This is a genomic window from Mesorhizobium sp. LMG17149 (genome assembly GCF_024518695.1).
Classification (GTDB): domain Bacteria; phylum Pseudomonadota; class Alphaproteobacteria; order Rhizobiales; family Rhizobiaceae; genus Mesorhizobium.
Genome location: NZ_JANIFL010000023.1, coordinates 1 through 16447 on the forward strand (window position 1 = coordinate 1; position 16447 = coordinate 16447).

Here is a 16447-nt window from a genome sequence, read left to right on the forward strand (position 1 = left end):
CGCAAAGGCGACGTCCGTCGGCCCAATTTCAACCCGATCATCGTCATCTATGCTCCCGTCCGGTTTAAGTGCCTTTGCCACTCGCGTTGGATCAATTTTGGGGTTCACGATTGAAAACGAGGACATTGTTGCAGGACTCCTGGGTGGGCCGCTGTTCCCCGCGGCTGAGAGGGAAAACGCAGGATTTAGTCTTGGTGTGCGAAGTTTTTAATGTGGCAAAGCGATGGTCATCGCCCTAGGCCGTCCAACTAGTAGCCTGACTGGGTCCTGTTTATCGTGCGCCCACAACGATCCATCTCGTTCAAGAAGATGAGCTGCGTCGTAGGCCTTTGGGGGTGCCCAGTATAATGCGCCGCCGCGACGACCGGCGCTCCACCACGGCAAGCCCGCTCGCCCGTACCTGTCGCCAGGTAATGCCGTCATCGACCGCAAGCCTGCCATTGGCTGTTAACTCCGACTTTTCGGGTTGTGCCGCGGCCTGAGAAAAACCGGCATCGCCTTGTCGTCCAACCCGCGAACTCAAGCTCAGGTGATACTATCATCGGCGGCGACCGAGGTTCGCCAACTTTTTGTAAATATACTTGAAAGAACGGTGTAACATTTTGGGCTGGCTGTTTGGCCCAGAGCTACGAACTCCAGAGAATTCGGGTGGTCAAAGGACGTCCTTGGACCATGCGGGGACACTGCTTTCGCGTGAGCCAGCCTGGGCTATACAATCTTCGCCTGCGTGGTCTAGGAGAGAGGTTGGTCAGTACAATGCTGACTGCGGTGACCGGCCGTTGCGGCGCGAGTTTGAACCCTGTCCGCTAATCATACTGCCTGGCTGAGAGCTCTCTCTTTTTTCGGACCCCTAGCCGATTCTAAGTGCCACCTGGAGGCTGTTCCAGGGTCCTTCCGCAGGTCTACCGGTTGCAGAAGGATCACCGGTGGTTTTGCCGTCTCCGCAACCGGCATCATCGCGGTCGCCATACTTAGGCGCGCTTAAGGCAAGTGGGCACGGTGTGCGCTGCTGAACGTCCCGATCATCGTTTTGATGCATCGCGAGCCAAAGCGAGCTGCCACCAATGGCTAACTGCCGCGGCTCCTCCCTTCGTATGGGTCGCGACAGCGTCGCTACGGCATCGATGCCGGTACGGAGCTCCGCACCTCGCCTTGGTTGAGCTTCCGACACTCTTGTTCGAGACAAAAGGACTTTGCGGACTTTTTTCTAGGGGTCCACCCGCTGGCTGGAAAGGAGTGTGATCCTAGCCTTAAGTGAAATGGTGATCGAGACTCTATGCCACCCAGCGGAAGCAAATAAAGGATAGGACGCAAGATCGTTGCCGGCACCGCGAAGCTTCATACATGTCCATGGGATACCGTCATCCATTCTGGTGGACATTGGACATACTGCATTCCAAGGTCGACAGTCGTTAGCATTATTGTAGCTGGTAGAACGTTAAACACATGGTGCTCGCCAAGGCGCCGTTCACCCAGCTTCTTCCGCGTGCGCGTGACAAGCCCGATCGACGGAAGAATGGAACGAGTTCCTCGACAGCATTGCCGACGACGAAAAACTGATCACCCGCGTCAAAGCGAAATCTCGCGGCAACAACGGTACTATCGATCGAGGGCAGTGGCCGGACAGCCGACTTGCCCTACATGATCGAACGGGGCGAGGTCTATCTTAGGCGTTCGGAGCTCCCTCCGGGCGGCGCATGTCATTCTTGGTCCTGGTTACTGCACCTCCGCCAACGGATTTGGCAGTTGATGCTCCACCCGCCCCAGTCTGTAGCGCTGTAGATGCATTCGGAGCACAGAGCGAGTCGGCCAAGGGTCCTCAAGAAACGCATTGCGTTCCCGCAGCCAGAACGCGTCGGAGAGCATTCGCGGCCGTAGCGCGTCAAGGGCGGCTTCGGTTTCTTCCCGCAGGATGCGCCAAGGGCTGGTGCCCAATTGAGCATACTGTTCACATAAGCACAACGCGATCTCATGGAGATGGCAGACGAAACAGGAGTCGATCAACAGTGAGCGCGTGAGACTGATATCTCCCTCGAATGTGGCGGGTGAGGTCTCCTTGCCGTCAAAGGGATTCAGACTGTGACCGCGTTCCTCGAAGAGTGGCGCAAAGCGGTAGCCGTCACCAAAATCGCGGATCAACAGTTTTCGTGGGCTGCCATTCTCATCGAACAGGATGGTGCTGTTTTGCTGATGCGCCTCAAGGGCAATTCCGTAAAGCAGATACATGCTAAGTGTCGGCCGGATGACGGTGGCCGCATACGCGCGGAAAAACGCAGAGACGGTCAGGTCGGTTTCATTGCCGGTCCTAGCGATTAGCTCGCAAATGAGAGGACGACCATCGATCGGGCTGGCCGTCAACAGCGCAGCAACGGTAACGGGTATAAGGCCGTCATGACGTGCCAAAGCATTTGCGCTTCGATACAGGACCGATAAAAAGCGCCCCGGATGCTCGTCGCCCGTCTCGATGTGACGGAAGATTGCGCCCAACTCTTCGCTAAAAATCTCTAGTCCCTCCTGCAAAATCTGCTCATTTGTCAGAATATCGGAAATGAGAGTGCTAAGTCGGGGACCCATATGAATAGATTGAGCGTGCAGGGCGCGGTGTTCGCTAGTCATCCAGATTGCCACCGGAAGCTTGATAAACGGCATCGGCTCTTTTTCTTCCGGCAGCATCGTACGGAAGGATATAGACGGTATAGTCAGGAGTTCCGGGCCATCAGGATCGAAAACATCGGAAGAAATTTCGGAGGCGAATTCACGGCGGACGAAATTCTCAAGGTGCCAGCTATGGACAGGCATAGGCAGCCAGTCCGCAGGCGATTTTCCACGTTCCTTGAGACTTTCAACCCAGTCGCGCCAAAGGTCGGGAAAGTTTTTGGAGAACCATTCCGTATAGCTGCCTACATGCGGCATCCTCTCCACGTAAACCCATTCTTTGCGAAGGCTTGTGAGGTGCACGCGTACGCGAGCACCGAATTCAGGGGAGAACGCACTCACGTCCTCGGGCGATAGGCCCGGCTTTGCTTTCCATGTCGGGTAAAAGGGGTGCCCTTCCAAGGCCCCCCACTGATCCACAGCCATTGCTGCCAAATGCGGCGGCAAGTTCTTAAAAAGATAAGCGAGAAAACCTCGCATACCTTCTTCAGCTACTTTCCCCCGCAGTTCTGCACTCCAGTGATGTCGGTGGCGACGAGCCAGGACATCGTTATACACGCTGTTCTCGATGTCCCGGAGAAGATTTTCCAAGTCCTCAGCCGTAGGAGAAAGCGCCAGCGCGGGCGCAATCTGTCTTATGAGGCTGGCGGCATCATTGATTCGATGGCGCGCTCCGGTTTCGTCCAGCACTTCTATGAAACCCCGATTTTGGAATGTTCCGGCCGGGGCAAGGCGCAGGTCAGTAAAACACAAAACCTGGCGAGATACCCAAAGCGGAAGCCAAGCATGGGTTCCAAAATGTGGCCATAAGATCCCGTCTCGTTCAAGAAGACCTTCGGCAAACAGGCAGCGTACCACTCGGTTGAGAGAGTTCGCTGATGCATTCTCCCAGAGCTGCGCGTCGCGCAATTGGGTCTCGCCATCTGCCGGGGCAGGTATGCGGTCGTCCATTATAGTTCCTCTCATTGTCATGCTCCACTGGCAGCGATCTCCGATTGAAGATACAAAACTCATGCCAATGTGCAGCTGCGCATCAAAAAAGGTTTCGTCTGAGACGCAATAAGTTGCTCAGAGAGCCGCAGACGAGCCTAACGCCGCCACGTCGCTGACTCGACAAATCCGACAAATAGTGTCGGTCCCGGCGGCCGGGCCGGTGAACAACGTGCCTGGTTTTAGCACGGGGTTATGTTATCCAACGCGCGTGTTTACATTTCTATCTCTCGAAATCCGGTATTCACATGCGTTGAAACGGACGACTTTACGGATGGTGCTGACTTGGTATGAACCGTTCGCCTTTGGTCGGAAAAGGTTTAATTGACCAGTCGATCAATTTGACGGCGGACTGGAGTATATCCTTTGCCTGATCTAAGTTCGATGAAACGGCGATAATGTATCCGATCCAGTCCCTATAGTCGCCTTTCCTGACGATATGCATCTTGGGTTCAGCATACAATTCGATCTCGGCGACACCTGGTAGGGCGGCCGCCTGACTGTGGCCAGAGATCCATTGCAGGATGCCGTCGCGATCAGGAATTAGGCACCGCGAGACTGCAGTCTGTGAATGCCTTCTGCTCAGGTCGCATTGCTTGCCTATAACAACCTTGATGTGCTCAGCAGCGAGATCGATTCCGTGAGCCGCCTTAACTAATGAAGCACCGGCACTGAGGCGCGGATTGACTTCAACCACGACCGGCCCGCGCTTCGTCCACCGGAGCTCGACGTTCGTGGGTCCCCAACCAAGGCCCAGAGCTTGCAAGCAACCCAGAGAGACGTCGGCAATTCGCCTATGCTCGCCATCCGTCAGCGTTGCCGGAAAGACGCTCTGAATAAAAACAAAATGCGGTGGTGGGCAGAACTCAGAAGCTCCAATCCCAATCACCTCTTTTCCCATTACATGTGCGCAGTAGTAAGGACCCTGTGCGAATTCCTCCACAAGTATCCTGGGCGGGCATGGCCAAATGTGCCCACCATCAAGCAAATAGGTCGTATGTTCAGCTAGCTCATCTGCATTGCGGCACAGTCGGACACCGCTGCTGCCGCTACCCACGGCTGGCTTGAGAATCACGGGGAGACCGATATCCGCGGCCGCTCGTTTCACGGCTGCCGCATTCTCTGCTGAGTGATAAGCAGGTATGGGCATGCCGGCCCGCGCAAGGAGTTCACGTTGAGTAAACTTGTCGCAACATTGTCCAATCGATGTCGGATTCGGTCCCGGCAGATGAAAATGCTGACAGAGCTTGCCAACGGTTGCATAGACGGCCTCTAAGGAGGTAGTAATGCCGGCGACGTCATAAGCCTCGCGCAAACGAGAACATTCGGCAACCAGTGCATCGAGATCGTCTGTGTCGACAGTGATGGCCTGAGTGCCTTGCACCTCCAGATAGGCATGGCGAGTTGGATTAGTTGAGAGCGTAACAGGACGAAGACCAAGGTGCTGGGCCGCTTGGACATATTGTGGCCCATTGCAAGTTGAATCGCCTTCAATCAGAATGAGAACTCTTTTTGACATGACGGTTAATCTCCATCGTTGCGTACTGTACGGTCACTTGCACATAGTCATAACGGCCTTCTAGCAAGGCCAGACTGAAGGAGTACGCTGAACGTAGCGTCATTTCTGGCTTGCGGTGCGAAATTTTGGTGAAGTTATTTAAAGAGTTTGTTGCAATGTTCGGGTCTCTGGACACTTCGAAAAACCTGGCGATCTAGAACGTATTGATTCACTTCGCCTGGTGATTTGCACGGAGCCGTTGGATGCGCAGCGACATTGAGCGCTATGGTCGGCTGAGCGACCGGCGATACACTGGATTAGATCAACGCGGTGGCGCCTTACAAGGTTTTCCGGGGCCGCGGCAAGACGAAGACAGGCCATTCTGGGCCTGTGCGTGCGATGACCGGCCCCTGGCAGGGAAACGACCACCTGGCGTCGCCTATGTCTATGCGCCGGACCGAAAGGCCGAGCGACCGATCCCATCCTGTCGGCTACCCTGCAGGTCGACGACTATGGCGGCTATGCTGGCCCACGAGAGCGGCGTCGTGCTCGCCTTCTGCTGACGCACGTGCGCCCGCGCTTCTTCGAACTCGCTGCGGCCGGTTCCGCGCCGGTCGTCAGCCAAGCGCTCCAACGGATCGCGGAACTCTACAGAATAGAGGACGACATCCGTGGACGTTCGGCCGAGCAGCGCCGTGCCATGCGCCAAAAGGACGCACGGGGCGCCCTTCCATTCGACTCGGCTCTCAGAAGCCATCTTCGCCTTGCGTTGTCAAAAGCGGTAGGTGACACCTGCGCCTATCAGCCAGGGATCGAGCTCCGCCTTCCCCGTCAGCTTCGCGCCGGCCACCGTGACGTCGAAGTCCGGCTTCAGGAAAAGCTTCTTCACGTCGAAGTTGAGGCCCCAGTGCTGGTCCACCATGTAGTCGAATCCGACCTGCAGCGCCGTGCCGAACGTGTTCTTCACCTTGAGAGCATCAGCGCTGCCAGTGTCCTGGTTGTAGAAGATCGTGTAGTTCACGCCGGCGCCGACATAAGGCTTGAACGCGCCGAGATCGGTAAAATGGTACTGCAACGTGAGCGTCGGCGGCAGCAGCCAAACTTTGCCGATGTTGCCCAACCCTCCGATCGTCCCTTGGCCCGCGATGTTGGCATAAGTGGTACCGAGTATGAGTTCGGCGGCGATGTTGTCGGTGAAGAAATACGAGATATCGAGTTCCGGCGTCACCGTGTCCGAATACGAAAGACCGGAGCCGGGAAGCGTATCAACGTAGCCCAGATCTTTCGTAACGACGCCCAACGCCCGCAGGCGGATCTGCCAAGGGATTGGCGCTTCGGTGACCGAGGCTCCCGTCTCCGCCAGGACGGTCTCTGCTTGCGCAGGCTCCGCGGCGACGGCCTGCTGTCCCACCATGATCAGGGCCACCGCCGCTGCTGTTGCCCGCGCTACGCCCATTCGCGTTCTCGCCATGAGATTCACTCCTTGATGTTCAGAAAGGATGCACTGCACTATTTCGTCTCCTGCTCGAATGAATTGTTGATGGACCTCAAATGCCCCACTTGCGTTGCAACGCGTTCCGCCGTCTCCGGAAGGTGATCGTTGAAGCCGATTGCGCTGCGGAGAAAATTGGTGCCTAGACTGATGAATGCGGCTTGCTCCCGATTGTCCTCGCCGCAGCCGTGCCCGCCTGCGCTGGCCTCGTAGAAGTAAGCGGGATAGCCAAGAGCCTGCAGTTTTGCGGCCATCTTGCGCGCATGGCCCGGATGGACGCGGTCGTCGCGTTTCGTGGTGGCGATCAGGATAGGCGGATAGGGCTGTCCCGGCGCTGCGGCGTGATAGGCGGAGATTTCCTTCAGGAAAGCCCAATCGTGAACCTTGTCCGGATCGCCATATTCGTCGATCCAGCTCGCGCCCGCCAAGAGCTTGGTGTAGCGACGCATGTCGATAAGCGGTGCTGTGCAGAACAGAGCCCCGAAATGCTCAGGATAGCGGGTCAGCATGTTTGCGATCAGCAGGCCGCCATTTGAGCCACCCTCGGCGGCAATCCGCCTCGGCAGGGTGATGCCCCTTCGCACGAGGTCGGCGGCAACGGCGGCGAAATCGTCATGGGCGAGACGCTTGCCCTCCCTGCGCCCGGCTTCGTGCCAGCGGGTGCCGAACTCGCCGCCGCCGCGGATGTTCGCCTCGACACACGTGCCGCCGCGCTCGAGCCACAGCTTGCCCAGCGGGGAGTTGTAGTAGGGCAGGAGTGATACGCCGAACCCGCCATAAGCGGAAAGGTGAATCGGAGCATCTCCGTTCCCGTTCGCCGGACCAACCTGCGTATAGGGGATCAGCTCATGATCGATAGAGACTGCCTCGTGGCGCGTGACCACCAGTCCGGATGCATCGAAATTCTCCGGGCTGCGCTTCAGGATTGCTGAAGCGCTGAGAGACGGCGCGGCATTCAGATCGAACAGCAAGAGCTGCGGCGGCGTGATCGGATCCTGAGCACAGATCAGGACCTCTCCATTGGTCTCGTGAACTGCCGCATCGAATGACCAGACGTCGACAGTACCTTCGGCGGGCAGGGTGTTCAGGACTCGGCGCGTCCATTCCTGGTGGCCGGGAGTGAACATCTCGAAACGCGGTGCGAGATTGACGAGGTAAGAGATAATGAGCTTCCCGTCATTCCAGAAGAATGACTGCATGGAGCGCCTTTCCCCTGGTTGAAACAGGGTCTCAAAACGGCGTCCGCCAGCGAGGAAAGAGGAAAGCGAGATGACGATCAGCGCGTCGGCGGGATGGGTGGTGCCTCCCACCGTCCAGGGCTTGCGCGGCCTTACCGCCAGCCAGTCGCCGAAGACCCGCCACGACGCGTCGCGAGGAAGATCGATCTGCCTCCTCGGCCCGCTCCTATCGCCGATCCAGCTGATCTTCTCGAAGAAGGCCGGCTGCTCGATGAACCAAAGGCGCTCGCTGCGGCCGGTGCGGTCCGAATGACCAGAGACTTGGAAGCTTTCGAACCCGGCCTCGAAGATTGCCGGCGTGGTGAGGGGATCCGCGTCACGCTTCCACAGTCGAACGGTGCGCGCATAGCCGGAGCGGGTGGCCATGCCATTACCAAGCGCACTGGAAAGCAGAAGCGTGTCAGGGTCCAGCCAATTAACGTAGCCTTTGGCCTCGGGGAGGTTGAAGCCGTCGGCGACAAAGCTCAGAGAGATCAGGTCGAATTCGCGATGCACGACCGCGTCGCTGCCGCCGCGCGACAGGCGCAGAACGGCTCTTTCCCGTCTCTCCGGCTCGATGGACGCGCCGTCCCAGATCCAGTCCTCTCCGTCGCTAGCCGCGAGAGCATCCAGATCGAGCAGTAGCTCCCATTGGGGATCCGCCTTCATGTAGGCGGCAAGGGTGGTCCGGCGCCACAGTCCGCGTGGATTACCGTCATCTCGCCAGTAATTGTAGAGGTACTGACTACGGCGCGCGATCAGGGGAAGATTGTCGCGATTGTCGAAAATGGCTGTCAGAGCCGCGCGGTCGCGCTCGAACTGCGTTCCACCGAAGTGCTTGAGAGTCCTTGCCGATTGGCCGGCGGCCCAGGCAAGTGCCCGCTCGCCCTCTACATCTTCAAGCCAGACATAGGGATCGTCGTCGGGAGCATCCAGCGTTGGACGGACATCAAATGCGTTCATGTCCGGACAGCCTTCAGAAAGAAGGGATAGAGGCTTCCGTCGGCTCGGGAACGCTCAGTGCTGGTAGCGGCGCCCACATGTTCGAAAAGCGTGATCATTGATGAGTTCTTTCAGTCGGTGCGGCATCGCAGTGCTTTTGCGCATAGGACCGCAACCGTCGTGCCAACTGGGAAAATCGTTTCGGAACAATGCGATCGCTCTGGAAGCGTTGTGTCAGATGTCCGACATCGTCGAGAATCCGACAACGAGTGCTCCTCCTAATCACCGGATCAACCTCCGGCGCCAGGCGGTGACACCGTGCAGAACTCGAGCAGTGAAGCTCATTGGTGAACCTGGTTGACGCCCAACATCTTCGCTCTGGAGCGCTTCACGCACACGGATTCATCGCAGACACCATGATGCGATCGATGCGGTTAGAGACCAAGCTGGCTGCGCCTGTGAGTTTCAGCCGCCAGCTGGAAGCAGCTGAGTTCTGACGAGAAGGGTGGGGCACCCCTTGGGCGACCTGATGGTTGCCCAAGCCCTGCCGCAATCTTGGCCTGCACCGTCCCTTGATTGCTGTCGATCAAGCCAGGAAGCTGCATTCGGGCGAACGCATGGGGCTGGTCCCCATGGCAACTTGGGCTGATGTGGGGCCGTCGATATGCGATACGAGGGTCTAGGATAGGGGAGCTCGGGCTCGGTAGTATCTCAGCGAGACGGCTAATGGTCGACGAAGTCTTCCTGACGCCACGCATTGGTATGCCGCAGCAACAGGGGCAGTGCGGACGCAAGTCTGGTTGTGAAATCGGCTGCTACAGGGGCATGCCGCGCTTCATCTCCATACCGTCAGCGAAGAAAGCGCGGCGCGAGCATCACCAAAGAGAAGCGGCGCGCCTTTCGTTTTGCGGTCCACTGACCAGTCGGCTTCACCTGTACAACTACGGGCTGGCATAGCGTGAAACTTGGCCCCCAATGGCGGAAATTTCCCCCAGGAGACCTAGATGACTAAGCTTATTGCACCCGGGCTACGACAACCTGCCCACCACCAGCGTCGAAGCCACCGCCACGCCACCAAGTCTTCAGGGAACGTCCTGAACGGAACCCAGCCGGGTACTCCTATCAAAGCGACTCCCTTCGCATGCTCAGGCCGCGCTTGCTGTCGCTGCGCGGGACCGACAGCCTGCTTCTGCCCTGCACAGTGCCGACGACACATGCTTCGACGAAATGGCGTCATCGAGGTCGGGTGGCTTCGGCGCCGGTGCTTTGCCAAATTGCATGTTTGGACGTCCGTGGGGGCGGGCAAGGGGGCACAGTCGTGCCTGCAGTTCTCGTGACTGGCCCAGCAAGTCGAGTTCGCAACCGCGCACCACATTCGGTCGACGAGATGAAGGCTTTTGCCGCCAAGTTCTCTGCCTGGTCCGGCGAAAGCTATCCGCTCGCCGCGTAATGGCTGGACATGATAGCCGACGCCCCTCCGAATGGCGGCGGCTTTTTCGTATTATATCGACCTGATCGGCCAGCTTCGCGGGAATGCCGGGGCTACGACTTTGAATGGTCATTTGGCGGCGGAACGGCTATGATGATCCAGATCGGCCATCGCGAAAGCCACGACATCGATATTTTCCTCGACGACCCTCAATTGCTCGGTCATCGACCATCCAAAAGCCACCTGCACTTTGAAACGATGCCGTCCGACTATTTGGGGGACGGGCTTCGGTTCCAGAAATTCGCCTTCGAAGACGTTGGCGAAATCGACTTCATCGTTGCCGGAGCGCTAACAACGAAGCCGTTCTAGACCCGCGTGGTGGAAGGCAGGACCGTGCGGCTCGAGACCATCCCGGAAATCATCGCCAAGAAGGTCTATTACCGGGGATTTCGGAAGCCAACCCGCGCGACATCTTCGACATCGCCGCCGCAGCCCGGTCGCAATTGGACGAGGTCGTCAACGCTCTGCGTGCGCTCCCAGAACAGGTCGCTCGACCCAGACAGCGGATGGAAAAACTCAACAATGAATTCCTCGGCCGCGCCATTGCACAGCTGATGATCATGCCCTGACTACGAAGCGTCGGCCGCCGACAGTCTGGACGCAGCGTTCGCTGCGCTCGACGAGGTGTTGTCATCACTCAAAGAACCTGACCCCCACGACCTAGCGACCAACCGAGGGAGGGGAGGGGTTTCTCAGAGCCCGGACGCCTTGGTGAGGTTGGTCCGGAATCTGCCGCGCCTCCGCTGATATTTGCGGGTCATCTCGGCCAGAGGCATGGCCGAGCTGCTTCTGCACGTAACGCTCCTCGACGTCGGCCGACGAGGCAAGTCCGGCGCGCAGCGAGTGGCCCGAGAACAGCAGCGCCCGTTACCCTTCCGGGAGATCGGAGGGGACGCCGGCGGCGATCGTCACCTGCTTGACCAGGCGGGCGACGTGCTTGTCGGAGAGCCATTCGACGTCGACGGTCTTGTTGTCCTTGAAGATGCGGCGGAACAGGGGTCCACGTGCGATGCGGCCAAAGCGGATCCAGCTCTCGAGCGCGACTACGGGGTAGGTGTGGTCGCTGGAGCCGCGGCCGACCTCGACCTCGCGCCAGCCGGTCTTGCCGCGCAGGGTGACCAGCAGCCCTTGCCGTCAAAAATCTCGATCCAGCCGGCGCCATCGCTGTTGTCGTCGCGCATGACGTCGAGACCGACGATCTCGGAGCGCCGCAGGCCGCCGCCACAGCCCAGGAGCAAAATAGCGCGGTCGCGCAGGCCCTGAGGTCGTGGCCGAGCGTGGCGATCATCGCCAGCAGATCGTCGCCAGGACCGCCTCTTTCTGCCGCGGTGGCTTTGCGTGCTTGCGCGGCGAATGCCGGCAGGAACCTTATAGATATGCCGCTCCGCGCGGTCCAACGGCCGGCCGCGCTGGGTAAAGTTCCAGGCGAGGCCGGAAAGCCGCCGCTCGATGGTCGCAACCGAAAGGGCAGGGGCGCCACGCTTCAGATCGCCGGCGGCGGTGCCCGAGGCACAGGCGCTGATATTGAGCCTGATCACCTTCGAGCCCGGAGGCAGGGGATCGAAGCCAGCGCGCCGGCACCAGGAGGAAAAATGCCGCCAATCCTTGGGGTAGGCGTCGCGCGTGTTCTCCGAGGTGGCGTTGTAGCCCCTCGCGGTCTCGACCAGTTCCTGGACATGCGCCGGGACTCTTTGAGCCGGGTCTCCATCTCCTTGTAGAGCTTGTCAAGCTCGCCATCGACTGGCTTCAGGTCGTCGATTGAACATTGCGTCATCATAGGCTTTGTGCCTTGTTGTAGCAGGCATCGTCCGTTCGCGCGGCGGACACAGACATCACCGTCGCTGAGCCGAGAACGACGGTAAAAGAAAATGCACTCACTGACTTCATAACCAATCTCTTTTGCGGGTGATTTAGAAACGGACGCCGAGCTTGGCGCTGAACCCGTGTGTCTGGGCATCCGAGGCGATCTGTCCCTGATAGGCGATGCCGAACGTCGCGTTCTCGGTGATGTTTACGTCCAGCCCAGCTTCGGCACGCCCGTGATGGCGAAGGAGGAACCGCCAGCAAAGGCAAGAGCGGTATCCGGCCTGACGTCGCCGAAGGCGTGGCGCCAGCCAAGACCGCCGCGCGCGGTAGCAGTCACGGTGCCGAGGGTCAGTACCGTCGACGCACGCAGACCTAGCGTGGTAAACGCCGTGTCGCTCGAGCGATCCCCGCTCGACAAGGCGGCTGCGCCGCCATTCTCGGTGAAGCCATCGGCGTCAAAATTCACATAAGCGAGATTAGCGTAGGGCTCGAAGGAAGCCGAAGCCGTATTGATACGGTAGCCGAGCTCGCCAAAGGCCTGGAACGTGCCGGCGTCGTAATCGGCCGAAAGGCTGTCGGCGAAGCCTGGAAAGACCACGGACCTGCCGGTCTCGATGCTGTGCCAGGTATAGGCAAGGCCGGAACGAAAACCGAGATTGCCGTTCTGCGTGCCGGCAAAAAGACCGAGATGGTAATTCTCGCTCGAGCCCGACGACGCGCGATCGTCCGCCTCCAAGGAGGTATGGCTGTAGCCGCTGATGAGGCCGAGCCGCCAGCTTTCGCCGACAGCCGCGTCACCGCCAGCCAGAAAGCCGCCTGTCGAGTGATCGAGACCGGCGGCATTGCCGTCGCTGTCGAGATGACCCCAGGCGCCGAAGCCACGGCCCCATACGGCGAAATTCTCACTCGTTGCCGGGGCCAGTTCCAGACCACCCAGCCCATAAGTCATCACCGGAACGCTGGAGGCACCGACGCCGTCGAACGCCGCACGGATCCGTTCGCTCGCGGCATCGCGTACAGAATGACTGTCCTCGATGAGGCCGCTATGAATGGAAGCATGAACCTCGCCTGATAGCATATCGAAAGCGTTGCGGGCTTCCGGCGCCGTCAGGAACAGGATGTTGTCCTGGATCGGATTACCGCTTCCAAGCGCCTGAGCCGCTGCGGCGACCGAGCGTTGATTGAAGGTGCTGGCTACATCGGCAAACGCCGTCGATGTGCGGCTGATATCGAGATAGACATTGTTGGCATCGTAGACGAGCTGGAAATCGACGAAGGGCGTCGCGTCTGTCGCCAGAGCCCCCGTCAGCCCGCCATAGGTGCCGCTTACGCCGCCTGCTGCGGAGAGCAGAGTATATCGGGCATCGACCGATAGCGTTCCCTGCCGCAGCAGCTCGATCTGCGCGCCGCTGTCGATCGCCGCTGCTCCGCCAACATCGATGAGATCGGACGACCTTGCGAGGTCGACCTGATAGATCGATCCGGACTGCTGCGCGAAATCGCCCGTGACAGTCAGTGTGGTGACGATCCTGCTCGGATCGGTCGCACTGCCAGGAGCGACCGTGCCGCCCTCGGAAATGGTGACCGCACCGTAGGTGCCGCCGCCTGCGACGACACCGCCGCTGTTTGCGATAGCCGTGCCCCCGATCTGCCCGTCATTCCCGAGAAAGCCGGACGTGGTCGCATCATGGGAAAGCACACCTGTATCGGCAAGCAGCAATCCCGCGCCGGAACCGACCGTCGTCATGCCGGAAAAATTGTTCTTTCCGCTCAGCGTTTGCACGCCACCGGCAACGAATAGTTTGCCGCCCATATTATTGTTATCAACGTCGAGGTCGTTGATGCTGCCGGCGAAAGTGTCGTTCGAAGCCGTTAGCACCAGGGTACGCTTGCCCAGTTCGACCGTTCCGCTGCCACTCAGGCTACGAATACGGGCATCGTTGTAGGCGTCGGAGATTCCCCAATAGTCGCTGCCATTTCCATGTTCGGAGATATCGAACGTGCCGTCTGCAACGACTTTCGCTGACCGTTGGATGTTGCCGAGCCCCGCAAGCGAGAGATAGGCATCCTGAGCAATATTCGTCTCGCCGGTGTAGGTGTTGACATTCGTCATCCGGACCACCGTCTTTGTATCAAGCGTCAGCGATCCGGAGCCGGAGACGACACCCGCTATGCCGAACCCGCCCTCATTCCCCATGCTCGTCGTTATCCTGCTCAGACCGGTCCCTTCGGGTGCGGATGAATCGGTAGAGAAGTTGCTGGCAGTGACGAAATGTGACGTATAAGCGGTATACTTCTTCTCCAGATCGAAAATGACCGATCTGTTTTTGAAGAAGTCAAGACCGGCAACAAAACTGGTCTGGTCATTGGGTTGTTCCGTCGTGCCGCTGGTGTAGGTGAAGTCGATATTGTCCAGCCTTACCGGATCGCCATCCGTTCCTGCGATTGTAACGCTCGGGATGTTGCCCGATGCGCTTACGATCTCGCGTTGCTCATTTCTCCGAACATTTTTAAGTTTGACGCCCGCATCCTGAAATTGCTTCAGCATCGCATCACTGATCTCCAGACTGCCACCGCCCGGTGTGCCGGTGTCGAGCAATACCGCGGTCTTGTTGGGGTCGGTGATTGGTGGGGCTCCATCCTTAACCGTGTACTGCAGATTGTAGCTGCCTTCGTATTCGGTCGAGGCATTGGCGCCAGAGCCAGGAAAATTCTGATAAGAATCCTGATCTTTTTCCTCGGGTTCTCCCCATGGCATGGCATTAGTATATTGGGCCCGGAGGCTTGGATTGAGGTTGACAATCGTGCAGGGGGAACAGCCAGGCGTTTGGTCGCTCTCGGAATCCGGATTCACATTGGCGGAGACCACGTAGCCAGACCTGGTGACACTGCCCATCATGCCCCAGACACTTGTCTTGCCAAGAAAATCGCCGGCCCCGAATGTACCTGCGAAATCGCCGCCTTCGTCTGCCATCTTGCCAGCGGTCATTTTCGCCCGCTGCTCCTTATCGGCGTGATAAGGTTCTTGGAGATCCTGACCATACATATCTTTAAGTCCATCCGTCACGGATCCCGGCGTGCACTTAAGATTGTTGTCCTTGCAATACGCATGGGTATAGACAAAATCGAGAATGCGAGCAGCCCGGTATTTCTTATCGCTTACAGACGGCCCGTCGATTGTTATCTTTTGATCTGGATCGACATATGTAAATTTATCAATTTCCACGTTCTGAAGCTTATTACCATACGTTCCGTCCCCGTACGTATATACGTAAGGCGTGTCGGCAATCGGGCGGACCCCGGTCACCTCTGACCCGATCTGCGTGTTGAGCTGGTCCGAGCCCGTGTCGAATACGTATCGCTGCGCGTTGCCATTGTTGATCTTGGCCCAGATGCCCAGGCGGTCATGGCCTTCCCCGACATACTCCAGCGGGATCGAAATCGGGTCGTCGGCCAACGCTTCTCCAGTTGGAAATGCTACCAGACCCACCCCGAGAGACACAGCCGGCAGGAATACCGTCGTCATCGCGGTGGTTGCCGCCAGAAAGTTCTTTGTCCCGAAACAAGCCTGCATACCTGGTCCTCGAAAAAGTCTCGCAAACCGATTGATCATTGGAACGGCCTCCTGAATTGTTTAACGAGACCCTTTATGGCGGCCCTGGCTGACAACAGCCTGAAAGCTGCAAGCGGCATGCGAAAATGGGGCGATCCTGAATGACGACAGATGCTGTCAACACTGGAAGAGTGCTCGGCCTGAAAGCTGAGCACGCTTTATGCTCAGGCTGCTGACAAGGCCAAAGCAGCGTAAGTGCGGAGTGAAATCCAAGGTCCACATGGGTCGTCGCTCTTCCCGTGCGCCTGGGAAGGCGCCGGCCCGGCCAAGCTTTCCCAGATCGTCCGGATGGCGCACAAGATACCGGTTCAGGTCGATCGAGATGGAGGCCGAGGCGTATGCCAAGGCGGTCGACTGCCTGACGAAAGATCAGAATGCGTCGCTGGCGCTCTACGATTTCCGCCGGCAGCGAGCTCAGTCTCCTGCCGGGCATCCGTGTTTACTGGCGACGAGACACAAGATGTGCCCAAATTGCCACCAGACCGTCACCTGCGATGAGTTTCGGCAACTGATTTTGTCCTTTCAATCGTCGCCACTTCCTGGCCGCGGCCAACATGGGCCACTCGAAGGCAGCAGACTGGCGGCTATATGGACGGGCTGTGAGCCCGAACCGGAGACATTGGCGAAATCTACGATCTCTATAGCAACGTCAAGGAGAAGCGCGAGGTGTTGCAGATGTGGTCAAATCACATCGAATGGCTGATCAAGCAGGCTGCGGATGACGCTCTGGCGGCGTAGCTGCTGG

At 58.5% G+C, this 16447-nt stretch carries 7 protein-coding genes and 2 pseudogenes; 3 read left to right on the top strand and 6 right to left on the bottom strand.

Annotation, left to right across the window (positions count from 1 at the left end; genetic code table 11):
* Window positions 1–1716 precede the first annotated feature (1716 nt).
* Window positions 1717–3606 carry an IucA/IucC family siderophore biosynthesis protein gene (locus tag NP945_RS31655; RefSeq protein WP_256748502.1) on the bottom strand — a complete coding sequence of 630 codons (1890 nt, stop codon included), beginning with the start codon at window positions 3604–3606 and terminating at the stop codon, window positions 1717–1719.
* Window positions 3607–3913: 307 nt separating this feature from the next.
* Entirely contained in the window at window positions 3914–5164 is a 1251-nt protein-coding gene (locus NP945_RS31660) for an acetyl-CoA carboxylase biotin carboxylase subunit family protein (protein WP_127403849.1), read from the bottom strand.
* A 475-nt stretch (window positions 5165–5639) separates the two neighbouring features.
* Between NP945_RS31660 and NP945_RS31665 the strand changes: the two are divergent.
* Window positions 5640–5861 (top strand): annotated as a pseudogene (locus tag NP945_RS31665) (transposase); the annotation flags it as partial.
* A 54-nt stretch (window positions 5862–5915) separates the two neighbouring features.
* On the opposite strand, the gene NP945_RS31670 reads toward NP945_RS31665, so the two are convergent.
* Complete coding sequence (locus NP945_RS31670; RefSeq protein WP_126097362.1) at window positions 5916–6614, bottom strand: OmpW family protein; 699 nt, start codon at window positions 6612–6614, stop codon at window positions 5916–5918.
* Window positions 6615–6652: 38 nt separating this feature from the next.
* Window positions 6653–8815: a prolyl oligopeptidase family protein gene (locus NP945_RS31675; RefSeq protein WP_256748503.1), complete on the bottom strand. Its 2163-nt coding sequence runs from the start codon at window positions 8813–8815 to the stop codon at window positions 6653–6655.
* A gap of 705 nt (window positions 8816–9520) precedes the next feature.
* Here NP945_RS31675 and NP945_RS31680 point away from each other — a divergent pair.
* Entirely contained in the window at window positions 9521–9751 is a 231-nt protein-coding gene (locus NP945_RS31680) for a hypothetical protein (protein WP_127295339.1), read from the top strand.
* 622 nt (window positions 9752–10373) lie between these two features.
* Window positions 10374–10592, top strand: coding sequence for a hypothetical protein (locus NP945_RS31685; protein WP_095488156.1), 219 nt, complete (start codon window positions 10374–10376; stop codon window positions 10590–10592).
* 383 nt (window positions 10593–10975) lie between these two features.
* On the opposite strand, the pseudogene NP945_RS31690 reads toward NP945_RS31685, so the two are convergent.
* Both NP945_RS31690 and NP945_RS31695 read right to left on the bottom strand, forming a co-directional pair.
* Window positions 10976–11983 (bottom strand): annotated as a pseudogene (locus tag NP945_RS31690) (tyrosine-type recombinase/integrase); the annotation flags it as partial.
* Between the two features lie 311 nt (window positions 11984–12294).
* A complete protein-coding gene (locus tag NP945_RS31695; RefSeq protein WP_256748504.1) occupies window positions 12295–15702 on the bottom strand; it encodes an autotransporter domain-containing protein in 3408 nt (1135 codons plus the stop codon).
* Window positions 15703–16447: the final 745 nt, after the last annotated feature.

Excerpts from the sequence above, each read along its gene's own strand:
- NP945_RS31660 (WP_127403849.1), bottom strand. The coding sequence starts at position 5,164 with ATGTCAAAAAGAGTTCTCATTCTGATTGAAGGCGATTCAACTTGCAAT.
- NP945_RS31670 (WP_126097362.1), bottom strand. The coding sequence starts at position 6,614 with ATGGCGAGAACGCGAATGGGCGTAGCGCGGGCAACAGCAGCGGCGGTG.
- NP945_RS31695 (WP_256748504.1), bottom strand. The coding sequence starts at position 15,702 with ATGATCAATCGGTTTGCGAGACTTTTTCGAGGACCAGGTATGCAGGCT.
- NP945_RS31680 (WP_127295339.1), top strand. The coding sequence starts at position 9,521 with ATGGTCGACGAAGTCTTCCTGACGCCACGCATTGGTATGCCGCAGCAA.
- NP945_RS31685 (WP_095488156.1), top strand. The coding sequence starts at position 10,374 with ATGATGATCCAGATCGGCCATCGCGAAAGCCACGACATCGATATTTTC.
- NP945_RS31675 (WP_256748503.1), bottom strand. The coding sequence starts at position 8,815 with ATGAACGCATTTGATGTCCGTCCAACGCTGGATGCTCCCGACGACGAT.
- NP945_RS31655 (WP_256748502.1), bottom strand. The coding sequence starts at position 3,606 with ATGGACGACCGCATACCTGCCCCGGCAGATGGCGAGACCCAATTGCGC.